This is a genomic window from Streptomyces sp. NPDC020747 (assembly GCF_044334695.1).
Lineage (GTDB): Bacteria > Actinomycetota > Actinomycetes > Streptomycetales > Streptomycetaceae > Streptomyces.
In genome coordinates this window covers 14119-36481 of the sequence record NZ_JBIRTJ010000013.1, presented here as the reverse complement: position 1 = coordinate 36481, position 22363 = coordinate 14119, and the positions used below count along the sequence as shown (strand labels likewise).

21 protein-coding genes are annotated in these 22363 nt (G+C 70.7%); 8 read left to right on the top strand and 13 right to left on the bottom strand.

Annotated features, from left to right (window positions below):
* The first annotated feature begins 171 nt into the window (after positions 1-171).
* Positions 172-981, top strand: a complete 810-nt coding sequence (locus tag ACH4YP_RS30735) for an alpha/beta fold hydrolase (RefSeq protein ID WP_361058037.1) — start codon at positions 172-174, stop codon at positions 979-981.
* Positions 974-1645, top strand: coding sequence for a hypothetical protein (locus ACH4YP_RS30730; protein ID WP_361058035.1), 672 nt, complete (start codon positions 974-976; stop codon positions 1643-1645). The genes ACH4YP_RS30735 and ACH4YP_RS30730 overlap by 8 nt, the downstream gene beginning before the upstream one ends.
* A gap of 77 nt (positions 1646-1722) precedes the next feature.
* Here the strand turns inward: ACH4YP_RS30730 and ACH4YP_RS30725 are convergent, their stop codons facing one another.
* From ACH4YP_RS30725 to ACH4YP_RS30700, 6 genes are all read right to left on the bottom strand, one after another.
* The gene (locus tag ACH4YP_RS30725; RefSeq protein WP_398493873.1) at positions 1723-2499 is read right to left on the bottom strand and encodes an endonuclease/exonuclease/phosphatase family protein; all 777 of its coding nucleotides are present in this window, start codon (positions 2497-2499) and stop codon (positions 1723-1725) included.
* 157 nt (positions 2500-2656) lie between these two features.
* Positions 2657-3610: an ROK family glucokinase gene (locus tag ACH4YP_RS30720; protein WP_361058031.1), complete on the bottom strand. Its 954-nt coding sequence runs from the start codon at positions 3608-3610 to the stop codon at positions 2657-2659.
* A gap of 53 nt (positions 3611-3663) precedes the next feature.
* Complete coding sequence (locus tag ACH4YP_RS30715) at positions 3664-4143, bottom strand: DUF5304 domain-containing protein (RefSeq protein ID WP_361058029.1); 480 nt, start codon at positions 4141-4143, stop codon at positions 3664-3666.
* 93 nt (positions 4144-4236) lie between these two features.
* Positions 4237-5418, bottom strand: a complete 1182-nt coding sequence (locus ACH4YP_RS30710) for an ArsA family ATPase (RefSeq protein ID WP_398493870.1) — start codon at positions 5416-5418, stop codon at positions 4237-4239.
* Positions 5419-5572: 154 nt separating this feature from the next.
* Positions 5573-6016 (bottom strand): SRPBCC family protein, encoded by a 444-nt coding sequence (locus tag ACH4YP_RS30705; protein WP_361058025.1) that lies wholly within the window; start codon positions 6014-6016, stop codon positions 5573-5575.
* Positions 6017-6154: 138 nt separating this feature from the next.
* Complete coding sequence (locus ACH4YP_RS30700; protein WP_398493868.1) at positions 6155-6967, bottom strand: metallophosphoesterase; 813 nt, start codon at positions 6965-6967, stop codon at positions 6155-6157.
* Positions 6968-7263: 296 nt separating this feature from the next.
* Here ACH4YP_RS30700 and ACH4YP_RS30695 point away from each other — a divergent pair, with 296 nt between their 5' ends.
* Positions 7264-9060: an AMP-binding protein gene (locus tag ACH4YP_RS30695; RefSeq protein ID WP_361058021.1), complete on the top strand. Its 1797-nt coding sequence runs from the start codon at positions 7264-7266 to the stop codon at positions 9058-9060.
* Positions 9061-9076: 16 nt separating this feature from the next.
* On the opposite strand, the gene ACH4YP_RS30690 is transcribed toward ACH4YP_RS30695, so the two are convergent.
* Together ACH4YP_RS30690 and ACH4YP_RS30685 are read right to left on the bottom strand one after the other, a co-directional pair.
* Entirely contained in the window at positions 9077-10660 is a 1584-nt protein-coding gene (locus ACH4YP_RS30690; RefSeq protein ID WP_398494298.1) for a GMC oxidoreductase, read from the bottom strand.
* A gap of 209 nt (positions 10661-10869) precedes the next feature.
* Positions 10870-12012: a glycosyltransferase family 4 protein gene (locus ACH4YP_RS30685; RefSeq protein ID WP_398493866.1), complete on the bottom strand. Its 1143-nt coding sequence runs from the start codon at positions 12010-12012 to the stop codon at positions 10870-10872.
* Positions 12013-12149: 137 nt separating this feature from the next.
* Here ACH4YP_RS30685 and ACH4YP_RS30680 point away from each other — a divergent pair, with 137 nt between their 5' ends.
* Positions 12150-13382, top strand: coding sequence for a glycosyltransferase 87 family protein (locus ACH4YP_RS30680; RefSeq protein ID WP_398493864.1), 1233 nt, complete (start codon positions 12150-12152; stop codon positions 13380-13382).
* Between the two features lie 110 nt (positions 13383-13492).
* Here the strand turns inward: ACH4YP_RS30680 and ACH4YP_RS30675 are convergent, their stop codons facing one another.
* The 5 genes from ACH4YP_RS30675 to ACH4YP_RS30655 form a co-directional block, all read right to left on the bottom strand.
* Positions 13493-14716: a hypothetical protein gene (locus tag ACH4YP_RS30675; protein ID WP_398493862.1), complete on the bottom strand. Its 1224-nt coding sequence runs from the start codon at positions 14714-14716 to the stop codon at positions 13493-13495.
* A 32-nt stretch (positions 14717-14748) separates the two neighbouring features.
* Positions 14749-15762, bottom strand: a complete 1014-nt coding sequence (locus ACH4YP_RS30670) for an NlpC/P60 family protein (RefSeq protein WP_361058013.1) — start codon at positions 15760-15762, stop codon at positions 14749-14751.
* A 296-nt stretch (positions 15763-16058) separates the two neighbouring features.
* Positions 16059-17090, bottom strand: coding sequence for an NlpC/P60 family protein (locus ACH4YP_RS30665; RefSeq protein ID WP_361058011.1), 1032 nt, complete (start codon positions 17088-17090; stop codon positions 16059-16061).
* Between the two features lie 353 nt (positions 17091-17443).
* Complete coding sequence (locus ACH4YP_RS30660; RefSeq protein ID WP_361058009.1) at positions 17444-18796, bottom strand: NYN domain-containing protein; 1353 nt, start codon at positions 18794-18796, stop codon at positions 17444-17446.
* Between the two features lie 35 nt (positions 18797-18831).
* Positions 18832-19071: a hypothetical protein gene (locus ACH4YP_RS30655; protein ID WP_055615920.1), complete on the bottom strand. Its 240-nt coding sequence runs from the start codon at positions 19069-19071 to the stop codon at positions 18832-18834.
* Positions 19072-19227: 156 nt separating this feature from the next.
* Here ACH4YP_RS30655 and ACH4YP_RS30650 point away from each other — a divergent pair, with 156 nt between their 5' ends.
* From ACH4YP_RS30650 to ACH4YP_RS30635, 4 genes are all read left to right on the top strand, one after another.
* Positions 19228-19989: a rhomboid family intramembrane serine protease gene (locus tag ACH4YP_RS30650; RefSeq protein WP_398493859.1), complete on the top strand. Its 762-nt coding sequence runs from the start codon at positions 19228-19230 to the stop codon at positions 19987-19989.
* 41 nt (positions 19990-20030) lie between these two features.
* On the top strand, positions 20031-20312 hold the full coding sequence (locus tag ACH4YP_RS30645; RefSeq protein ID WP_055615922.1) for an Lrp/AsnC family transcriptional regulator: 282 nt from the start codon (positions 20031-20033) through the stop codon (positions 20310-20312).
* A 246-nt stretch (positions 20313-20558) separates the two neighbouring features.
* Positions 20559-20831, top strand: a complete 273-nt coding sequence (locus ACH4YP_RS30640) for a small secreted hydrophilic protein (RefSeq protein ID WP_361072823.1) — start codon at positions 20559-20561, stop codon at positions 20829-20831.
* A 16-nt stretch (positions 20832-20847) separates the two neighbouring features.
* Positions 20848-22326 (top strand): sensor histidine kinase, encoded by a 1479-nt coding sequence (locus ACH4YP_RS30635; RefSeq protein ID WP_398493857.1) that lies wholly within the window; start codon positions 20848-20850, stop codon positions 22324-22326.
* Positions 22327-22363: the final 37 nt, after the last annotated feature.

The window sequence follows — 22363 nt, the reverse complement described above, 5'->3', positions numbered from 1 at the left end:
TCGTCGCGTCGCCCCGGAATGAACAGGGAACCGTTCTCCCGAATGAACAGTTCTCCATGAGCAGCCGTCCCTCTTCATGAGTCGTCCTTCTTCCCAGAGCGTCCTTCCGCCGTCGTCCAAGAGCGTCCTTCTTCCATGAGTCGTCCCTCTTCAATGAACAGGAGACCGAAGGTGCCGGTCCTTCCTGGAGCCGAGCCGTTCCGCCACGAGGGCGGAGAGGTCGGGGTCCTTCTCTGCCACGGGTTCACCGGTTCTCCGCAGTCGCTGCGCCCCTGGGCGGAGTATCTCGCCGATCGCGGTCTGACCGTCGCGCTGCCGCTGCTGCCCGGGCACGGCACGCGCTGGGAGGACATGCAGCTCACCGGCTGGCAGGACTGGTACGCGGAGGTGGACCGCGAGCTGCGCGCCCTGCGTGAGCGCTGCTCCCAGGTCTTCGTCTTCGGCCTCTCCATGGGCGGCGCCCTCACCCTGCGGCTCGCCGCCAGGCACGGCGACGAGATCAGCGGCATCGTGGTCGTCAACCCGGCGAACAAGGTGCACGGCCTGTCGGCGTACGCCCTTCCGGTACTCCGTCATCTCGTCCGTACGACGAAGGGGCTGACCAGCGACATCGCGAAGGAGGGCGGTATCGAGGTCGGCTACGACAAGGTGCCCCTGCACGCGGCTCACTCGTTGCGGAACTTCTTCCGGCTGGTCGACGGCGAGCTGCCGCAGGTGACCCAGCCGATGCTGCTCCTGCACAGCCCGCAGGACCATGTCGTGCCGCCCGCCGACTCGGTCCGCATCCTCAGCCGGGTGTCGTCCACCGACGTCGCGGAGATACTCCTGGAACAGAGCTACCACGTCGCGACGTTGGACCACGACGCGGACCGGATCTTCGAGGAGAGCTTCGCCTTCGTCTCCCGGCTCGCACCCGGCGCCGGCAAGGAGACCGGCGCGGGCCAGGCGGGTCAGCAGGAAGGGACGGCCACTGGTGGCTGAGCACGACGCGGACCGCGAACCCGAGGAGAAGGACGCGCCGTCCGGCGATGAGCAGGGCCCGTCGTTCGACGAGGCCGCGGCGTGGGAGGCGATCGTCGCGGGGTACGGCGACGAACCGCCGGACCCGCCCGGCGCCAAGCCCTTCAAGTCGATCGAGGACCTGGCGCTCCTGGAGCCCGAGACGAACGACTCGGGTGACTCCGACACGAAGAGTGCCAGAAACCCCAAGAGCTCCAAGGACACGAAGGGCTCGACAGACACCACCGAGGCCACGGAGCCGGCGTCGGAGGAGGACGAGCCCTCCGCCGAGACCGAGAAGCCGCTCGGCAGCTCCGTCGCCTTCGCGCCGGGTGTCGCCGGCCCGCGCGACTACTCGATGCCCGAACCGGCCGAGGAGGACCTCGACGAGGACGACGAGGGCCACTTCGTGCCGCCCGAGCCGCCCCCGCTGCCCGCCACGGACGCGACGGCCAGGTTCGCCTGGCTGGCCGTGATCGGCGGCCCGCTCCTGCTCCTCCTCGCCGTCCTGCTCGGCTGGACCATGACCTGGTGGCTCGCCACCATCGGCATCGGCGGTTTCCTCGGCGGCTTCGCCACGCTGGTGGGCCGCATGCGCGGCGACGACGAGGACGAGGACGACCCGGGGCGCGGCGCGGTGGTCTGACAGCTCTTCTCGGTCGTACGAGGCATGAGGTGCGAGGTGCGAGGGCCCGTCCGGAGACGCTCCGGGCGGGCCCTCGTCTATGGCCGCTGGGAGGCGGGCACCCTGAGGGCCGCCAGGACCGGCAGGTGGTCCGTGGCGGCCCGCAGATCGGCCTCCGTCACTCCGGGGTGACCGAGCGGTACCCCGCAGCCCAGGACCTCCACGCCCTCGGTGGCGAAGAGCGCGTCGATGCGCTGGTGGGGCTCGGCGGGCGTCGAGGTGTACTCCTCGCCCCAGGGGGCCACCGCCCAGCCGTCCTGCAGCTCGGTGGCGAGGCGTTTGAAGGTGCGGCCGTTCGGTCGTTCGTTGAGGTCGCCGCCCGCGACGGCGTGCGGCGTGCCCAGGGCGGCGAGGCGGTCGAGGAGCATGCCGCCCTGCTCGTGGCGCTCGTCCTTCTGGAGGGAGAGATGGCAGCTCAGTACGCCGAGACGGGCGGCGCCGCCGAAGCGGACGACCGCGGTGGCGAAGCCGCGTCTGTGCAGCCCTGGGGTGAGCGGGAGCAGTACGTCCTCGGTGCGCTCGACCGTCGCCCGCAGGGAGCAGAGGAGGGCGGGGCCAGATGCCGTGCCACCACCGGAGAGGATCACCTGGCCGGACGCGGCTGCCAGGCGGGCCAGTTTCTTGCGCCACCGGAAGAAGCGGGGTGCCTCCTGGACCAGGACGAGGTCCGGTTCGCAGGCGGTGATCACTCGGGCGAGCGCGGTGGTGTCGTCTCGCATGGAGCGGATGTTGTAGCTGAGGACCCGGATGACGGCCGAGCCGTCGGATTCCGTACGGGACGCCGGTAGCGGACTGGCGGAAGGGCTGGTCGGCATTCGATCAAGATATATGCCCTGCCTGTCCTGGGCCGTCAGATTCACCGCGGGCCCGGTGGGGGCTGGTCGCGCAGTTCCCCGCGCCCCTCAACCCCTCACCCCCACAAACAGAACCGCCCGCCTCCCCCGGAGGGAAAGGCGGGCGGTCGAAGCGTGACTACATGACCGGATCGGGCTCCCGAGCCAGGTCCGCCGCACCCACCAGCCCCGCCTTGTTGCCCAGTTGGGCGGCGATGACATCGGCGACAGGACGCCAGTTGCCGCCCACGAGCCAGCGCTTGTACGACTTGCGGATGGGGTCGAGGACCAGCTCGCCCTCGTCCGAGAGACCGCCGCCGACGATGAACGCGGAGGGGTCGAAGAGCGAGGCCAGATCGGCCAGACCGGCACCGGCCCAGCGGGCCAGCTCGCGGTACGAGTCCACGGCCACCGCGTCACCCTGACGGGCTGCCATCGAGATGTGCTTGCCCTCGATGCCGTCGGGGGAGCCGTCGCCGAGCGACAGCAGGATCTCCGCGTTCTCGGGGGTCGCGTTGGCGCGCTGCTTCGCGTATCTGACGAGGGCGCGACCGGACGCGTACTGCTCCCAGCAGCCCTGGGAGCCGCAGCCGCACAGCAGGCCGTCGGGGACCATCCGGATGTGGCCGAACTCGGCGGCCACGCCGAAGTGCCCGCGGCGCAGCTCGTTGCCGATGATGATGCCGCCGCCGAGGCCGGTGCCCAGCGTGATGCAGATGACGTTGCGGTGGCCCTTGCCCGCGCCGAACTTGTACTCGCCCCACGCCGCCGCGTTCGCGTCGTTCTCGACGACGACCGGCAGGCCCACGCGGGCCTCCACCTCGGCCTTCAGAGGCTCCTGCCGCCAGTCGATGTTCGGCGCGAAGTAGACCGTCGAGCGCTGGCGGTTGACGTATCCGGCGGCACCGATGCCCACGCCGACGATCTCGTGCCCCGCCCGTGCACCTTCCACGGCCGCGGCGATCGCGTCCACGATGGCCTGCGGCGTCGTCGGAGTCGGCACCTTGAAGGTCGAGAGGATGTTGCCTTCCTCATCGACCACGCCGGCCGCGATCTTCGTGCCGCCGATATCGACGCCGATGGTGAGTCCCATGAATCCCTCAGTTTCGGTCGAGCCCCGCTACGGCCAACCGTACCCGAGCGGCTTCAGTCGAGGTCGATGTGTTCACCGGGACCGGTGCCCTCGTCACGGGGGCCCTGGGCGGTGTCACGGGTGGTCCAGCGCCGCTCCTGCGCCTCGACCGCGGAGCGGTAGGCGGCGAGCAGTTCGGAGCCGGCGGTGGCCAGGTGGTCGAAGACGTCGGGGTTGCGCTCGATGACGGGCTCGACGGCGGCCTTGGCCTGCCGCACGACCTGGTTGACCATCTGCTGGGCGGCGCCGCCCGCGACCGCGCCGAGCAGCGGCGACTGCAGTCCGGTCAGCTTGTCGGCGACGGCGTCGACGAGCTTGCGCAGTTCCTCGGCGGCCGAGCCGGGCGGCTGGCCGTTCTGGACGCGGCGGCGGGCCTTCTCCGCGGCGAGGTCCTCGGCGCACGCCTTCGCCCAGGCATCGGCGTCGGTCGCGCGCACCTCGTCGAGCGCGTCCTTGGCGGCGTCGGCGTCGGACGTGGGGCGCTCATCGCTCATGGCGGACTCCAAGCGTGGGATCTGTGTCTCTCGACGTTACCCGAACGGGGGTACGCCGTTCATCGTGTGCGCGGCCACGGAAACGGGACCCGGTCACCTTCCCCGGGGCCACAGGTCCGGGTCCGGTGCGAAGCGGACGGCCAGTTCGCCGTCGCGCAGGGAGGCGCCGTCCACCGTGCAGCGGCGCAGGGCGGACGGGAGGGGCACGATCCGGCGGAACTGCCCGGCGGTGACGACGAGTTCGTCGCCGCGGCGTACGAGGTCGAGCTCCTCCCGTATCGCACCGGGAAGGGGGATGTGCCAGACGAGCACGCCGTCGTCGGTGAGGCGGTCCACGACGGGCCACTCAACAGGTCCGGGAGCGTCGCCCGGCGAGGGCACCGGCAGCGCGGCGAGGTCCTCGGCGCCGCGCGGGTCCCGGCCGAGGTGGGGGAGCTCGTGTACGTCGAACGTCCGGCCCCACTCGTCACGCCACTCGTCGAGCGCCTTTCGCTGCTGTACGGCGAGGGCGGCGAGCCAGGTGTCGGGGGACGCGTCGGGCAGGACGCGGTTCGCGACCAGGGCGTCGGTGCGCAGGCCGCGCAGGGCGAGGCCGGTGGCGGCGGTGCGCACGGCGTCGGTGCCGGCCGGGCCCGGCTCCGCGACCAGCCGTACGGTCGTGGCGGCGTCCTCGACGGCCAGCTGGACGGCGGCCAGTTCGACGTCCCAGCGGGCCGCCGTCTCGTACAGCCACTCCGAGGGCATCGGGACGCCGGCGAGACGGCCCAGTACGGGGCGCAGCGCGCGGGCGGCCTGCCGCTCCGCGGGGAGCAGGCGGCGGAGGTAGCGGCGCAGCTGTTCGGGCAGGGCGAGGAGGGCGAGTGCCTGGGGGGCGGGCGGCAGGTCGACGACCAGGAGGTCGTACGTGTCCGCCGTGGCCGCGTCGCGCAGGGCGCGGAGCAGGGCGAGTTCCTCGGCGCCGGGCAGGGGAGTGAGCTCCTCGCCGTCCAGACGGGCGGCGCCCAGCAGGTCGAGGCCGGTGGCGGCGCGGTCCTGGAACGCGAGGAGGTCCGTGCGGAAGGCCTCGGTGGCGTCCGGTCGCCAGGTGGTGAGGCCGGGGGCGGCCTCGGCGGGGGTACCGCCGGTGGGGGTGCCGAGGATGGCGCCGAGGGTGTCGGTGCGGTCGGCGGTGAGCACCAGGGTGCGGGTGCCCTGGTGGGCGGCCTTCACCGCCGTGGCCGCGGCGACGGTGGTGCGGCCGGAGCCGCCGGGGCCGGTGATCAGGATGGTGCGCATGTCTGTCAACGGTACCCGTGCCTGGCCGGCGGCTGAGCAGAGAGGGATTCGCCCCCGCCGCCCCTACCCGTTCCCATCCCCTGGGGGCTGCCGCCCCCAGACCCCCGATATCGCGCTGACGCGCTCGTCCTCAAACGCCGGACGGGCTGAGAAACTACTTCTCGCCCGACTCCACCCTCTTCTTCAGGCCCGCCAGCGCGCGGTCGATGATGACCTTCTCCGCCTTGCGCTTGATCATGCCGAGCATGGGGATCTTGACGTCGACGGTGAGCAGGTAGGTGACCTGGGTGGCGCCGGTGCCCGCGGGCTTGAGGATGTAGGAGCCGTCGAGGGAGCGGAGCATCTGGGACTTGACCAGGGTCCAGGAGACCTCGTGGTCGCCGGTCCAGGTGTAGCCGAGGGTCTGGTCGTCCTTGATCGCGCCGGCGTCCATGACGAGGCGCACCTGCTCGGCGCGGCCCTTCTCGTCCGTGGCGAGCACCTCCGCCTCCTTCACCTCGCCGGTCCAGTCCGGATAGCGGGCGAAGTCGGCGATCACCGCCATGACATCGGCCGGTGCCGCCTCGATCGTGATGCTCGAACTGGTGTGTTCCGCCATCGCTGTGGCTCCTCCAGATGCGGTCCGGACAAAGGGGTGTACTTCGGCGTACGAACGCTTCCTACCTGTGTATGCAGCGTGAAGGCTACCGCGCGGCGACCGGCCGGCCGCCCGCGGCCCCGCGACCGCCGCCGGCCCTCACCACTCCAGCGCCCACGGCTTTCCCGTTCCGGCGAAGTGCCCTACGTTCACGCACTCCGTGGCGCCGACGCGCATCCGCCGGACGAGCGGCTGATGGACGTGGCCGAAGAGCGAGTACCGCGGCCGGGTGCGCCGGATCGCGTCGAGCAGTGCCCGGCTCCCCCGCTCGAATCTCCGCGCCACGGTGTCGTAGAGGAGCTCGGGCACCTCCGGCGGGATGTGCGTGCACAGCACGTCGACCTCACCGACGGCCTCGATCTTCGCCGCGTACTCCTCGTCGCTGATCTCGTACGGCGTCCGCATGGGTGTACGCAGGCCCCCGCCGACGAAGCCGAAGACGCGGCCGCCGATCTCGACGCGCTCGCCGTCGAGCACGGTGGTGCCGGGTCCGGCGTACTCCGACCACAGGGGTGGCACGTCGACGTTGCCGTAGGTGGCGTACGTCGGAGTGGGGAACGCCGCGAACAGTTCGGCGTACTGCTTGCGGACGGCCTTCTCGATGGCGGGGCCGCGGTCGACGCCCGCCCACAGCCGCGCGCCGAGGGCCCGGGCCTCCTCGTAGTGGCGGGCGGTGCGCAGCTCGACGATGCGGCTCGTGTTCTCCGTGCCGAACAGGTCGGGGAAGATGCCGCGGGAGTGGTCGGCGTAGTCGATGAAGAGCACGAGGTCGCCGAGACAGATCAGGGCGTCCGCGCCGTCACCGGCCCGGGCCAGGTCACGGACATTGCCGTGTACGTCGCTCACGACGTGGACCCGTGTCCGTGGAGTTTCGCGGGTCTCGCCGCCGTTGCCGCCTTGTGTGCCTGCCATGGCGATCAAGGGTAAGCCTGTGGAGCAAACGTGTGTAGATGCGGGCGGACCTGCGGTTACCTCCCAGTCAGTAACGTGGTGGACTACCCTGCGCGGAGGAACGCCAACACGTGTGACGCGGGGAACATCTCACCGGCCCCCCTGTCGTAGATGCAGTACCGGCGGGTAACGTCCGGGCAGTCCAGTCGTGCTCAGGGTTTCAACCACCTGGGTCCCAGAGCACACGCCCGAGCCTTGGACCGCTCCGTCGCATCACACGAAGTCGTGGCGTCGGCGCCCTATGAGGAGCAGCAGTCTTGCGCGAGTTCAGCCTTCCGGCTTTGTACGAGGTCCCCGCGGACGGCAATCTGACGGACATCGTCCACAGAAACGCCGCGCAGCATCCGGACGTGGCGGTCATCGCCCGTAAGGTCGGCGGCACTTGGACGGATGTCTCGGCCACGACCTTCCTCGCCGAGGTGCAGGCCGCCGCCAAGGGCCTGATCGCATCGGGCGTGGCGCCGGGCGACCGGGTCGGCCTGATGTCGCGTACGCGCTACGAGTGGACGCTCCTCGACTTCGCGATCTGGAGCGCGGGCGCGGTCACCGTGCCGGTGTACGAGACCAGTTCGGCGGAGCAGGTGCAGTGGATCCTCGGCGACTCGGGCGCGACCGCCGTCATCGTGGAGCTGGACGTGCACGCGGCCGCCGTGGAGTCGGTGCGTGACGGGCTGCCGCACCTCAAACACGTCTGGCAGATCGAGGGCGGCGGTGTCGAGGAGCTGGGCCGGGCCGGCAAGGACGTCACGGACGCCGCCGTCGAGGAGCGCAGCTCGCTCGCCAAGGCCGACGACCCGGCGACCATCGTCTACACGAGCGGCACGACCGGGCGCCCCAAGGGCTGTGTGCTGACCCACCGCAGCTTCTTCGCCGAGTGCGGCAACATCGTGGAGCGGCTGCGCCCCCTGTTCCGTACGGGTGAGTGTTCGGTGCTGCTCTTCCTGCCGCTCGCGCACGTCTTCGGGCGGCTCGTGCAGGTCGCGCCGATGATGGCGCCGATCAAGCTGGGCACCGTCCCGGACATCAAGAACCTCACCGACGAACTGGCCTCGTTCCGGCCGACGTTGATCCTCGGTGTGCCGCGCGTCTTCGAGAAGGTCTACAACTCGGCGCGGGCCAAGGCGCAGGCGGACGGCAAGGGCAAGATCTTCGACAAGGCGGCGGACACGGCGATCGCGTACAGCCGCGCGCTGGACACCCCGTCGGGCCCGTCGATCGGCCTGAAGATCAAGCACAGGACGTTCGACAAGCTCGTCTACAGCAAGCTGCGCGCGGTGCTCGGCGGCAAGGGCGAGTACGCGATCTCGGGCGGCGCCCCGCTGGGTGAGCGTCTGGGCCACTTCTTCCGCGGCATCGGCTTCACGGTCCTGGAGGGCTACGGCCTCACCGAGTCGTGTGCGGCCACCGCCTTCAACCCGTGGGACCGGCAGAAGATCGGCACGGTCGGCCAGCCGCTGCCGGGTTCCGTGATCCGCATCGCGGACGACGGCGAGGTGCTGCTGCACGGCGAGCACCTGTTCAAGGGGTACTGGAACAACGAGGCCGCGACCGCCGAGGCGCTCGCCGACGGCTGGTTCCACACCGGTGACATCGGCACGCTCGACGAGGACGGCTATCTGCGGATCACCGGCCGCAAGAAGGAGATCATCGTCACGGCGGGCGGCAAGAACGTCGCCCCGGCCGTGATCGAGGACCGGATCCGCGCGCACGCGCTGGTCGCGGAGTGCATGGTCGTCGGTGACGGGCGTCCGTTCGTGGGCGCGCTGATCACCATCGACGAGGAGTTCCTGGGCCGCTGGGCCGACGAGCACGGCAAGCCGGCGGGTTCCACCGCGGCGTCGCTCGGACAGGATCCGGATCTGCTCGCGGCGATCCAGAGTGCTGTCGACGACGGCAACGCCGCGGTGTCGAAGGCGGAATCGGTGCGGAAGTTCCGCATTCTTGCCTCCCAGTTCACCGAGGACTCCGGCCACCTCACGCCGTCCCTGAAGCTCAAGCGCAATGTGGTGGCGAAGGACTACGCGGACGAGATCGAGGCCATCTACCAGGGCTGATCAGCCAGTTGAACACTTATGGCGCGGCATCCTCGGCGAGGACCCGCGCCATGTTCCGTTCCGCGAGCGCGGTGATCGTGACGAACGGGTTCACCCCGATGGAGCCGGGCACGAGCGAGCCGTCGGTGACGTAGAGCTTCGAATACCCCTTCACCCGGCCGTAGTTGTCGGTCGCCTTCCCCAGCACGCAGCCGCCCAGCGGGTGGTACGTGAAGTCGTCGGCGAAGGTCTTGTTGTTGCCGAAGAGGTCGTAGCGGTAGATCGTCGAGTTGGCCGAGTTGATCCGGTCGAAGAGCTTCTTGGCCATGCTGACGGAGACCGCGCTCTGGGCGGCCGTCCAGCCGATCTTCGCCGAGTCGCTCGCCGCGTCGTACGAGAAGGACGCGCGCTCCGGGTTCTTGGTGATCGCCAGATAGAGGCTGATCCAGTGTTCGAGCCCCGTGGGCAGCGGGGCGATCTCGGCGAAGACGGGGTTGGCGGTGTTGGCCCAGTCGTCGATGCCCATCACGGGCATGGTCGACTGGTTCGCCCCGACCGTGTCCCAGAGGTGGTTGGAGCGGCCGGTCATGACGTTGCCGTTCGTGCCCCAGCCGGTGCCGACGGTCGCGTCGAGGGCGGGCAGGGAGCCCACCGTACGGGCGCGCACCAGGAGTTCGGTCGTACCGAGGCTGCCGCCGCCGAGGAAGAGGTACGAACAGCCGTACTCCTTGGTCTCGACGACCGCCCCGGTGTTGTCGATCCGGTCGACGGTGACGACGTACGAGCCGTCGGCCGCCCTCCGGATGCCCCGCGCCCGCGACAGGGTCTGGATCGTGACGTTCCCCGTGCCGAGTGCCGCCGCGAGGTACGTCTTGTCGAGGGAGCGCTTGCCCTCGTTGTTGCCGTAGATGACCTCGCCCGCGAGCGCGGACTTCGTGGCGGTGCCCGCCGCCTCGCGCTGCATGTGGCCGAAGTCGTAGACGCTCGGCACGAAGGTGGTCTTCAGGCCGGCGTTCTGGGCGTGCTTGCGGGAGATCCGGGTGAAGCGGTACCACTCCGTGGACTCGAACCAGGCCGGGTCGATCGTGTTGACGCCCAGCATCTGACGGGCGCGCGGGAAGTACGTGTCGTACATCTCGGTGGCGTTCACGGTGGGGAACTGCTCGGTGAAGTACGAGCGGAGGGGGGTGACGGCCATTCCTCCGTTGACCAGGGAGCCGCCGCCGACACCGCGGCCCACGTAGACCGAGATGTTCTGGTGGCGTACGCGGTCGAGGACGCCGGGGTACGAGGTGATGTCCTTGTTGACGACGTCCAGCCAGAGGAAGGTGGCGAGCGGGGCCTCGGTGCGGGTGCGGAACCACATGGAGCGCTGGTCGGGGGCGGTGGTGGAGCAGAAGACCTTGCCGTCGGCTCCGGGGGTGTTCCAGAGCCTGCCCATTTCCAGGACGAGGGTGCGGATGCCGGCCTGGCCGAGGCGAAGGGCGGCGACCGCGGCGCCGTAGCCGGAGCCGATGACTATCGCGGGGGCGTTGTCGACCGCGTCGGGCTCGGCCGCCTGGGCCGCCTGGAGGTTGATCCGGGTGATGCCGAGGGTGGCCGCGGTCTGCAGGGCGACCATGCCGAGTATGTGACGTCTAGTCAGATGACGATGTGTCAGTTTTTCTGTCATGTGCGCAGCATGGGCGGATTATTGGCTTCCGCCTAGTGGTTCCGCTCGTATTGTCGAAGAGGGTTCGGCCGGTGGGACGGCCGCGGGCCGGTGGGGACCGGTCGCGCCCACGACGGGGATCCCGCTCGACCGAAGCCGGGAGCGGGGCAGGAGCCGCCCTACACCAGCTGCTTCAGCTTCTCCGCCAGCAGGTCCCAGCGCCACTTCTCCTCGACCCACTCCCTTCCCCGCTCCCCCATGCTGCGGCGGAGTTCCTCGTCGGCGAGGAGAGTGGTGATGCGGTCGGCCGCCGCCTCCGGGGAGCCGCCCCTGACGACCCAGCCGGTCTCGCCGTCGAGGACGGCGTCGGGCGCACCGCCGGAGTCGCCGGCGACCACGGGAAGCCCGGTCGCCGAGGCCTCCAGGTAGACGATGCCGAGCCCCTCGACGTCGAGGCCCCCGCGGCGGGTGCGGCACGGCATGGCGAAGACGTCGCCGGCGCCGTAGTGGGCGGGCAGTTCGGACCAGGGAACGGCCCCGGTGAAGCGGACGGAGTCGGCGACCCCGGTCTCGTGCGCGAGCCTGCGCAGATCCTTCCCGTACGGCCCGCCGCCCACGATCAGCAGCACCGCCTCGGGCTCGCGCGCCAGGATGCGCGGCATCGCGAGGATGAGCGTGTCCTGGCCCTTGCGCGGCACCAGCCGGGAGACGCACACCACGACCGGCCGGTCGGTCAGGCCGAGCCGGGCGCGGACGACGTCACCGCCCGAGCCCGGGTGGAAGGTCTTCTCGTCGACGCCCGGCGGCAGTTGGGCCATCCGCGCGGCCGCCTCGGGCGTCAGCGCGGCGGCGATCCGCGAGCGCGTGTACTCGCCGAGATACGTGATCGTGTCCGTCGACTCACCGATCCTGCGCAGCAGCCCGCGCGAGCCCGGCAGTTGCGCCCACCCCGCCTCATGACCGTGCGTCGTGGCCACGAGGCGCTCGGCGCCGGCCTTCCTCAGCACGGGCGCCAGCAACCCGAGCGGCGCCGCCGCGCCGAACCACACGGACGTACAGCCGTGCTCGCGGAGCAGCCCCACGGCCCGCTGGGAGACCCTCGGAGTGGGCAGCAGCATGGTTGTTCGGTCGCGTACGATGGCGAAGGGCTGTTCGGCGTCGAAGGCGGCCGTCGCCTCGGCTCCCTCCCGGCCCCGCTTCCACGTGGAGGCGTAGACGACGAGCCGCTCGGGGTCCAGGCGCAACGCCATGTTGTGCAGGAAGGCCTGGATGCCACCCGGCCTCGGCGGAAAGTCGTTGGTCACGATCAGGGTCTTGTGCATCGCCGTCGACAGTACCGAAAGCACGGAAGTACCGAACCCGCACCTGGCAGCTCCGCACGGCCGCGCTTCATGGCTCTCGCACAGCCGCGCGGGGAATCATGGCCGCACAGGATCCGTACGGAAGAGGACAGGTGGGCATGACGGGAGCAAGGGGCGCGAGGTTCCCGTATCTCCTGCTGGGGGCCTGGGGCCTGACCAGGCTGATGCTGCTGCTCTTCGTCTTCAAGGTGTGGGTCTTCCCCGGTCCTGACGTCACGAGCGACGTCGCGGTGACCTACCAGAGCTGGTACGAGGTCCTGCGCACCGGCACCTTCCCGCTGGAAGACGTGACCTGGCAGTACCCGCCGGCCGCCGCGCTCGCGATCCTCTCCCCCGCGCTGCTGCCCTTCCTGGAGTACACCTCGGCGTTCTTCGTCCTCGCCTTCCTCGCCGACCTGGTCGCCTTCGGCCTGCTCCTGTACGCGGGCCGGCGCCCGGGCAAGTCGCCGCGCGGCGTCTGGGTGTGGGTGGTGGGCGTGCCGCTCCTCGGGCCGACGGTGTACTCGCGGTACGACGTGATGGTGACGGCCGTCGTCGTGGCCGCGATCCTCGCGGGTGCCCGGCATCCGCGCGTGATGGGCGCGCTCGCCGCGGTCGGCGCGATGCTGAAGGTGTGGCCGGCGCTGCTGCTCGTGGGCACGGCGAAGCGGAAGGCGTGGGGCTCGGCGGCGGCGACGGCCGCGGGGCTGGCACTGTTGTTCGCGGTGTCGATGCCCGGCGCGTTCGCCTTCATGACCTTCCAGCGCGACCGGGGGACCGAGATCGAGTCGCTGGGCTCGCTGGTCTTCCACATCGCCCGGCACCACGGCTGGGAGGGCCAGGTCCTGCTCAACTACGGCTCGGTGGAATTCCTCGGCCCGTACGTGGACCTGGTGAGCACGGCGGCCCTGCTGCTGACGGCGCTCGCGTTCGGCTGGCTGCTGATGTGGCGGCTGCTGGCGACGCGTTTCCTGGCGCACACACTCGCGGACGCCGCGTTCGTGGCGGTGCTCCTGTTCACGACCACCAGCCGGGTGATCAGCCCGCAGTACATGGTGTGGCTGGTCGGTCTGGCCGCCGTGTGCCTGGTCTTCCGCGGCAGCCGGATGGGGCTGCCGGCCGGGATGGTCCTGACGGCGAGCTTCTTCACGGTCCTGGAGTTCCCGATCTACTTCGCGAACGTCGTCGGCAGTGACGGCCTCGGCATCACCCTGCTCGTGATCCGCAACGGTCTGCTGGTCGCCGCGTCCGTCACCGCGGGCGCCCTCCTCTGGCGCGACACGGTGTCGTACGCGCCCCCGGCCGAGCTGCCCAGCGAGACTCCCCGCACTCAGGAGACGCTGAACTCCTGAGCGGAGCCGCAAATGTCACAGCCCCGCGCCCCTAAACAACCGCGGCTGCAGCCCAGGCGTCTTCAGGGGCGCGGGGAACTGCGCACCCAGCCACGACCGGCCCGCGCCCATCACCCAAGCCGATCCCGCACATAAGCCCGCCACAACCCCGTGAACTCCTCCAGCGACGTACCGAGAACCTCCTCCAGCCCCGCCTCCACGGCCCCGGCCCGTTTCTCCCGCTCCCCCACGGCCCGGTAGAACTCCCCCAGCCGCACCTCGCCCCACCGCTCGGCGATCAGCCGGCAGGCCAGCCACCCGCCCTCGTAGGCCCGCGCCAGCGACCCCGCGTCCCCGCCGAAGCCGAAGTCCTCGTCGCCCGGCAGCGCGTCGGGCACCTTGCCCTCAGCCACCGCCCGAGCCAGCTCCGGCGCGGCCTGCTGCGGCGTGCGCCCGGTGCCGCGGTAGCCGACCCAGTCCGCGTACCCCTCCGAGAGCCACAAGGGCGTGGCCGCCGAGGTCGACGCGCGGGTCGCGACATGGGTCGTCTCATGGGTGAGGACGACCTGCCGCCCGAAGGCGCCGAGCACCCCGTACGCGTCGGGGTTGACGATGATCCGGTCGGCGGGCGCCTTCGCGGATCCGCCCGCCTCGCCCGTGGTGACCGCGGCGATCCCCCGGTACCCGGACGCGGGCGCCCCGAGGAGTCCCGCCATCCCGTCCAGCGACTTCGGTACGAGGACGACGACCCGCCGCGACCAGTTCTCGCCCCACGCCTCCCGCACAGCGGGCACCGCACGGTCGGCGAGTTCCGCGTAGTGGCGCAGGGCGCCGGGCGGGCGACCGACGCCGAGGACGAGGCTGTGCTCGCCGCGTACGGCCAGGACGGTCCCCTGCTCCCACAGCTGCTCGCTGGAGTCCTTGGCGGGCCGGTCGGCGGTCACGTACCAGCGCCCGTCGGCCCGGGCCAGGCTGAGCGTGCGGGCGGTGACGATGGGCGCCTTGTCGTAGCCCTCTATGCGGTAGCGGAGCTCGGCGTCGGCCGTGGCGCGGTCGCCGGAGCGGTGGAGGCCGGTCACTCGGTACGCCCAGTCGGCCAGCGGGACTGCCCGCAGGTTCCCGAACTCGGTGCGCGCGGCGGCCCGTTCACCGGCGGCGAGGGTGGCCGGTGCCTGCGTCGCCACGAACTCCCGCTCGCTGCCGTCGCGTACCGCCGCCGCCCGGGTGTCGAGCACGCGCTGGACGTCACCGGACGCGCTGTCGGTCCCGGAGCCGCCGCCGCAGCCGGCCGACGCGGTCAGGGCCGCCAGCAGCAGCCCCACGCCCCACCTCGGCACACGCCCACGACCAGCCACGACCCTGATCGTACGGCGCCAGGCCCGTGGGGTCAGGGGCGCGTCACGGTGTTGACCGGCATCATGCCCACCGGGTCGTAGCGCACCGGGGCGCCCGGGTAGGGCGCGTGGATCACCTGGCCGTTGCCCACGTACATGCCGACATGGCTGGCGTCGCCCCGGTAGGTGACGATGTCGCCGGGCTGCGCCTGGGAGAGCGGCACCGGCCGTCCGGTGTGCGCCTGGGCCTGCGAGGTGCGCGGCAGCCCGACACCGGCCTGCGCGTACGACCACTGGGTGAGGCCCGAGCAGTCGAACCCGGTGGGCCCGTTGGCGCCCCAGACGTACGGGCGGCCGACGGCCGAGCGGGCCGCGGCGACGGCGGCCGCCGCACGGCCGGAGGACGGGACCGCGCCGGTGAGGTCGGGGACACGGCCGCCCGAGCGGGAGGCCCGGTCGTAGGCGGCGCGGTCGGCACCCGGCATGGCGTTGAGCAACTGCCGTGCCTTGGACAGTTTCTGCTCGACGGTGCGCTTGTGCCGGGCGACCGCCTTACGGCTCTTGTCCAGTTCGGTGAGCTTGCGGGTCGCCTCCTCGCGCTCCTGGGAGAGATCTCGCATGGCGCCCTGCAGTTCCTTGAGTTCCCCGGCCTGCCGGGAGCTGATCCGGTCGAGCGCGGCCGCTTTGTCGAGGTACTCGTCGGGATCGTCGGAGAACATCAGCGCCAGTGAGGGATCGAGTCCGCCGGAGCGGTACTGGGCCCCGGCGAGCGAACCGAGCGCGTCCCGCATGGTGTTGATGCGGTCCTGCTGTCTGGCCATCCGGTCCTGCGCCCTGTCCACCTGGCCGCGCAGGGTGTCCGTGCGCTCGTCGGCCTTGTTGTACGACTCGGTGGCGTGCTCGGCCTCCTCGTACAGCCGGTCCACCTCGGCACGGGAGTCGTCCTGCGGCGCGGCGCCGGCCGGCAGGACGCCGAGGGCCGCGGCCGCGGCGGTCAGTACGCACAGGGTGGCGCCTCGGGCGCCCCGGTCGAAGCCGGACGGTACAAGGCGGCGATGGGACCCCACAGGAAGCCGCACTCCCTTCCGCTGACGTGCCCCCGGAGTTGGGGGAAACGCGGCAGACAGTAGCCGTGCGACTACGCGGTGGCCAAAGACCCATACGGGTACACAACGTGACGCCCCGCCTCAGACGCAGGTCATCAGCGGGGCGTGGAGTCAGCGGGAGTTGCGGGAATTCGCCCGTTCGGGCGGCGTGGCGATCAACTTCCCGGCGGGCCCGGAAGGAATCCGGGCCGGACGGGAATCGGATCGCGGACGGCCCGAGACGAGGTGGCCGACGACCGGACCGAGGGAGTCGGGGATCAGACCCTGACGCCGAACTGGAAGGTACCGATCGTGCTCATCGACTCCAGGCGGACGACGGCGCCCGGCTTCGGGGCGTGCACGATGACGCCGTTGCCCGCGTACAGACCGACGTGGCCGAGGCTGTTGAAGAAGACCAGGTCGCCGGGCTTGAGCTGGTCGCGGCCGATCTTCACACCGTCGTTCTGCTGCGTGTAGGTGGTCCGGGTTATCGAGACACCGGCCTGGCTGTACGCCCACTGCGTGAGACCGGAGCAGTCGTACGAGTTGGGGCCGCTGCCGCCGGAGACGTACGGCTTGCCCATCTGGGTCTTGGCGGCGGCGAGGGCGGCGGCGCCGCGCTCGGAGGCGGGCACCTCGTTGCCGAGCTCGATGCGGTCCCCGGCGTCGCGGCTGGCGCGGGTGTCCTCGGTCTTCAGGGCCGCCTGCTCCTGGACGGTCAGGGTGTTGAGGAGCTTGCGCGCGTCGGCGAGCTTGGTCTGGACTTCCTTCTTCTTCTCGCTCAGCGTCTTGCGGGTGTCGGAGAGGTCCTTGAGCTTGCCGGCCGCCTCCTGACGCTGCTGGGCGAGGGTCCGCTGCTTCTCCTGGACCTTCTTCAGCGCCTCGACCTGCTGGGCGCTCAGCTGGTCGATCGTGGACGCCTTGTCGAGGTAGTCGTCCGGGTCGGAGGAGAGGAAGAGCTGGACGGAGGGGTCGATCGCGCCCGTGCGGTACTGGGAGCTGGCCATCAGACCGAGGCTGTCGCGCATGGTGTTGAGCTCGTCCTGGCCTCGCGCGACCTGGTCCTGGATGGTGTCGATCTCTTTTTCGAGCTTCTTCTGCTTCTCCTCGGCACCGTTGGCCCTGTCCGTGGCCCGGGCCGAGTCCTCGTAGAGCGCGTCGACCTTGGCCTTGACCTCGTCCTTGTTCGGCTTCTCGCTGGGCGCGGCGTTGGCCGCCTGCGAGCTGAGGGCCACGGCTGCAGCGGCGGCGGTCGTGAGCACGGTCACGCGGGTGCGGCTCGGCTGCTTCGGTCGACGGTGGGACGCCACGGAGGCGAGCTCCTTCATTACCTCAGCCGCCTACCGAAAACACCGGTCGGCGGTGCCCCTCCACCGTCACTCCCAATGAGTGATCACCCGAGTAGAGGTTCGACGCCTGACCCTAGTGATGTTCCTGTGATCAGTTCAAATCCTCCTCAGAAAAATCTCGGTCACCGACCGCATTCTTTGCACTCGACTCACATGCGGTAATGCTCGCTTGACGCTACGTTGCGTGAAGGTTTCGCCAATTCGGGCAAGCTGCACATGTGTTGCGCTTGGGGCTTCTGTTACGTAGGCGACGTACACCATCAGAAGGTCGGCCACGCGAAATTCCCTTGCGCGGCCGCTCGAAACCCGCTTGCTCAGCCGCGCGAGAAACGCTTCAGGAGCACCGCTGAGGCCACCGGGCGCGCTCCCGCCTTCGCCACCCCGTCGGCCACCTCGCGGTCGGTCGAGACGACGATGACGGGCCGCCCCGGCGGCTCCGCGCGCACCAGCTGGCGGATCAACTCGTCCGCGGTGACGCCCGGTTTGGAGAAGAGCACCCGCACCCCGCGCGGCGGAGCGAGCAGCACGGGCGCGGCCAGCTCGGCCCCGTCGAAGACACAGGTGACCTCGGCGCCGGTCTGCGCGGCGAGCTGCGAGAGCTGCCCGAGGAGCCGCAGCCGCTGTTTCTCCAGGGGCATCTGCGGATAGCCGGTCTTGGTGACGTTGTAGCCGTCGACGACCAGATGCGCCTGCGGCAGCGCGAGCAGCTGGTCGAGGATCGCGGGATCGTTTTCGGACAGCGCGCGGGCCGCGATGTCCTTCGGTGTCATCCGTCCCGGTTCGACCGCGTCCACGGTCTCCGCGGGCCGCACCGACACCGGCGGCAGGGCGAGTTCGCGCCGCAGCCCCTGCGCCGCGTCGAGCACGGTGTCCAGCAGCAGCCGTACGCGCATGTCCTCGACGCTGCGTCCCTCGCGGGCCGCGCGGCGGGTGGCCTCCAGGGTGGCCTCGACCTCGCTCAGCCGCCCTTTGAGCCGCCGGCTCTCGCTCTCGGCGGCGGACACATGGGCCTGCCCCTCGCCGCGGACGGACTCCATCTCGCCCCGCAGCTTGCGCACGGCCGCCTCGCCGCGCTTGACGTCACTGAGGGCCCCGCGCAGCTTGCGGTGAAGCGAATCGGCTTCCTTCTTCGCCGACTCCAGCTCCGTCCGCAGCCGCTCCGTCTCGGTGCGGGTCTGGCCGCGCGCCTCGGCGAGTTCCTCGCGCAGCCGGTCGAGCTCGGCGCGGGTCTCCTCGTCGACGCGCTCGGCGTCCGCCCGCAGGGCCTCCTCGCCCGCGGCGGTCACCAGCTTCACCCAGCCCGGGGGGCGCAGCACATAGGCCGCGGCCGCCACGTCCAGCGGGTCCGCGGCCGGGGGCGGCGAGCCGGAGTCGAGGGCGCCGGTCAGCTCCGACTGGGCCTCTCTGAGCTTCTCGGCGATCCGCTGTCTGAAAAGCGGGTCCGTCTCCAGGGCCGCCGCCATCGCGTTGCCCGCGAACTTGGCACGGCGGTTGGGGGCGAACCTGGCGTACTGCCGCAGCTGTACGGGCAGCTCGGCCACGGTCAGCCCGCCGAAACCGTCCGAGACGATCTGTACGACCCTGCGGCGCACGCCGTCGGGCAGCGGACGGTCGAGCACCTCGGCGGCGCCGTCGTCCGGCTCCCCGCCCGTGGTGGTCTCCACCATCCTTCACCCCATCGTCCGTGCGGGGCCCGCTCCTGTCAGGAGCCGGCGCCCGGCCTGTCCACCAGTTCCACCTGATCCACCGCGTTGCACCAGCGACAGCGCACCGACTCGATGGTCTCACTGACCACCTCGCGCTCCTCGATCTTCGGCTCCCCGGCCAGGTCCAGATGCACGTACTCGACGACCTTCGACGAACGCGTCACGTCGAAGCGCGTGAGGTTGCCGCAGAGCGTGCAGCGCCACCGGGTCTCGGCGGTCGGCAGGGGTACCGTCATCGTTGCAGTCGCTCTCTTTCCTGAGTCCTCATGCCGCACCAGGTTCCCTGGAGCGTGTGGCTCGTAACCCTAAGGCCTGGCGGGTACTCGACGCCCGTCCACCGGGAGCGGCGAGGCGCTCTGTGCGGTTCGGTCCCGTTACGTCATGCTCTGTTCATGATCGGCAACTGGGGTAGCCCCGTCGAGAGGGCAGTCAGCGCGGTCCGGGGTCAGTCCGCTCCGGTGACCTACGGACTGATCGCCCTGTGCTGCCTGGTCTTCGTGATCGGTCCGGGCTCGGGCCTCAGTCCCGCGTACGGCACCGGTGACGAGCTCCTTTCCGCGCAGCGGGCCTATTTCGAGCGCTGGGGTGTGGTGCCCGTCGAACTGTTCGAGGGGACACCGCGGGCGGCCGTCACTCCGGCCACCGCCCTCTTCGTGCACGGCAGCTGGCTGCATCTGCTGGGGAACATGCTCTTCCTCTATGTCTTCGGGGCGATGGCCGAGGAGAGGATGGGCCACTTCGCGTTCGCCCTCTTCTATCTGGGCTGTGGCTACCTCGCCCTGTTCGGCTACGCGGCCGCCCACTCCGACTCCGCGCAGACGTTGGTCGGCGCGTCCGGGGCGATCTCCGCGGTCCTCGGTGCGTTCCTCTACCTGTTCCCCAAAGCCCGGGTGACCAGTCTCTTTCCGTTCCTCTTCTTCCTGCCGCTGCGGTTTCCGGCCTGGGTGGTCCTGCCCTTCTGGGTGTCCCTCCAGTGGATGGCGGCGAGCCGGGCGACCCAGGGGCCCGCGGTGGCATATCTGGCGCATCTGCTGGGGTTCTCGGCGGGGTTCCTCTACGCGTGGGTGCGCTATGGACGTACAGCTGCTGTGTTCTCCCGGGGGACAACCCCCGGCCCCCCGGCCGAAAAGACTCCCGGGCGTGAGGCTGAGTAAGGTGAAAACCCAGCCATGGCCACCGAGGGAGAAAACCAGCCGTGATCACCGCGATCGTGCTCATCAAGACCAGCGTGGACCGGATTCCCGAGATCGCGGAGTCGATCGCCGCGCTGGACTCCGTCAGCGAGGTGTTCTCCGTGACCGGCACGTACGACCTGATCGCCATGGTCCGGGTGAAGGCGCACGACGATCTGGCGGACGTGATCCCCGGGATGATCAGCAAGATTCCGGGGGTGGAGGGGACGGACACGCATGTGGCGTTCCGTACGTACTCCCAGCATGATCTTGAGGCCGCGTTCGCCATCGGGCTCGACAACTAGGGCCCTTCTGATGGATCTCCGTGGGAGAAGGAGCGGCGGTCGGTGCGTGCGATCGGCGTGCGGTGTGGAGGGTCATGTGGCGGAGCCACCTGGCCCTTCGCGCCGTGCGGCGAGCGTGCGTGCCGGGCGTCGCGACGCCGCGGAGATCCATCAGAAGGGCCCTAGGTCACGGGGCGCGGCCGAGATGAAGAGTTCTTCATCCGGCGCTCATCCGGGCGCACCCGTGGACCCCGCAGCATCGGCCCCATGGTTTTCTCTCACCGGATGGCGGCTCTCGCCGCTGTCGTGGTGATTCCGCTGGGGATCGCCGCTACCAGTTATGCCCTCACCGACAGTCCGGAGTCGCCGAAAGTGCCGCCCAAGGTGGAGTTGGAGAGTGGGTCGCCCTCGGCGACGCCCACACCCACGGGCACGTCCTCGACACCGACGCCGGCTTCGACGCCGAGCGACGAGGTCGTGTCGCGGCCTCCGGTGAGTGACGACGATGACGATGACGACGGACCCGGGGACGACGGCTGAGCCCGTACCCGCACCCATGTCCGATTCCGATCTCGATCCCGTGCCCCTGCGTCGGCGCATCTCGGCCCGGGTCCGCATCCTGCTCTGGCTGCTGCTCGTGATGGCCGTCGCCCTCGCCGCCGTGGCCACGACCACCCGTTCGATCCTCCTGCGGGACGTCGACTCCCGCGTCAGCGGTCTGCTCGCCCAGGAGGCGGGCGAGTTCGCGAACTTCGAGGAGCGGGGGGTGGACCCCGAGACCGGGAAGCCGTTCACCGAGCCGGGGCGGCTGCTCAAGGTCTTCCTGGAGCGGCAGTACGCCGATCCGGACGAGGAGCTGATGGGGCTGCTCGCGGGAGGCCCGGGCGCGGACCCGGCGAAGCTCGTCCAGGACCGTGAGATCCCCGCGGAACTGCCCCTGCACCAGGACGAGGCCGGCCGCCGGCAGATCTTCGAGTCCGCCGAGTCCACCGGCACGCTGCACCGCGCCGCCGGGGACGTCCGGTGGGCCAAGGTCGCCATCGCCCGCTCCGGCGGTGAACCGGAGGCCGCCTTCGTGGTCGCCTTCCATCCGGGGCGCGAGCACGACCGCGTGGACGAGGTGTTCCGCATCCTGCTCGCCATCTCCGGGGTCGCGCTGCTGATGACGACGGGGATCGGCTGGGTGGTGGCCGGGCGGATCCTCAAGCCGGTACGTCTGGTGCGTACCGCCGCCGCCCAGCTCACCGAGCAGGACCTCACCCGGCGTATCCCGGTCCGCGGCCACGACGACATCGCCGCGCTCGCGGAGACCTTCAACGCGATGCTCGACCGGCTGGAACGCGCCTTCGCGGCCCAGCGGGAGTTCGTCGACGACGCGGGCCACGAGCTGCGCACCCCGATCACCATCGTGCGCGGCCATCTGGAGCTGATGGGCGACGATCCGGCCGAGCGCGAGGAGACCGTCCGGCTGGTCACCGACGAGCTCGACCGGATGAGCCGCATCGTCGAGGACCTGCTGCTGCTCGCCAAGGCCGAGCGCCCGGACTTCGTCACGCCCGAACCGGTGCAGCTCGCCGAACTCACCGCCGATGTCTTCGTCAAGGCCCGCACGCTCGGCGACCGTCACTGGGAACTGGCCGAAGTCGCCGACGGAGAAGCCCAGTTGGACCCGCAGCGCATCACCCAGGCGATGGTCCAGCTGGCGCAGAACGCCGTGCAGCACACCGTCCCCGGCCAGTCGATCCGGATCGGCTCACGCGTCACCGGCGGCCGCGTCGAGTTGTACGTCGCCGACTCGGGCCCCGGTGTGCAGCCGCAGGACGCCGAGGTGATCTTCGAGCGGTTCCGGCGCGGCACCTCCCGGCGCGGCACCCGGGGCAGCGGCGCGGGCCTCGGCCTGTCGATCGTGCGGGCCATCGCGGAGGGGCACCGGGGCGGGAAGGTCGGGCTGCGGCAGACCCCGGGCGGCGGGGCCACCTTCGCCGTCGTGCTCGACTCGGTGCCGGACCCGCTCCTCGAGACGGACCGAGCATGAACACCCGTACATGAGCACCTTTGCATGAACACCCGTA

What these genes read in the sequence shown, in the direction of transcription:
- ACH4YP_RS30720 (WP_361058031.1), bottom strand. Translation starts at nt 3,610, where the DNA reads ATGGGACTCACCATCGGCGTCGATATCGGCGGCACGAAGATCGCGGCC.
- ACH4YP_RS30635 (WP_398493857.1), top strand. Translation starts at nt 20,848, where the DNA reads ATGTCCGATTCCGATCTCGATCCCGTGCCCCTGCGTCGGCGCATCTCG.
- ACH4YP_RS30725 (WP_398493873.1), bottom strand. Translation starts at nt 2,499, where the DNA reads ATGCCGACCAGCCCTTCCGCCAGTCCGCTACCGGCGTCCCGTACGGAA.
- ACH4YP_RS30710 (WP_398493870.1), bottom strand. Translation starts at nt 5,418, where the DNA reads ATGCGCACCATCCTGATCACCGGCCCCGGCGGCTCCGGCCGCACCACC.
- ACH4YP_RS30655 (WP_055615920.1), bottom strand. Translation starts at nt 19,071, where the DNA reads ATGACGGTACCCCTGCCGACCGCCGAGACCCGGTGGCGCTGCACGCTC.
- ACH4YP_RS30640 (WP_361072823.1), top strand. Translation starts at nt 20,559, where the DNA reads ATGGTTTTCTCTCACCGGATGGCGGCTCTCGCCGCTGTCGTGGTGATT.
- ACH4YP_RS30660 (WP_361058009.1), bottom strand. Translation starts at nt 18,796, where the DNA reads ATGGTGGAGACCACCACGGGCGGGGAGCCGGACGACGGCGCCGCCGAG.
- ACH4YP_RS30705 (WP_361058025.1), bottom strand. Translation starts at nt 6,016, where the DNA reads ATGGCGGAACACACCAGTTCGAGCATCACGATCGAGGCGGCACCGGCC.
- ACH4YP_RS30650 (WP_398493859.1), top strand. Translation starts at nt 19,228, where the DNA reads ATGATCGGCAACTGGGGTAGCCCCGTCGAGAGGGCAGTCAGCGCGGTC.
- ACH4YP_RS30680 (WP_398493864.1), top strand. Translation starts at nt 12,150, where the DNA reads ATGACGGGAGCAAGGGGCGCGAGGTTCCCGTATCTCCTGCTGGGGGCC.
- ACH4YP_RS30685 (WP_398493866.1), bottom strand. Translation starts at nt 12,012, where the DNA reads ATGCACAAGACCCTGATCGTGACCAACGACTTTCCGCCGAGGCCGGGT.
- ACH4YP_RS30715 (WP_361058029.1), bottom strand. Translation starts at nt 4,143, where the DNA reads ATGAGCGATGAGCGCCCCACGTCCGACGCCGACGCCGCCAAGGACGCG.
- ACH4YP_RS30690 (WP_398494298.1), bottom strand. Translation starts at nt 10,660, where the DNA reads ATGGTCGCCCTGCAGACCGCGGCCACCCTCGGCATCACCCGGATCAAC.
- ACH4YP_RS30700 (WP_398493868.1), bottom strand. Translation starts at nt 6,967, where the DNA reads ATGGCAGGCACACAAGGCGGCAACGGCGGCGAGACCCGCGAAACTCCA.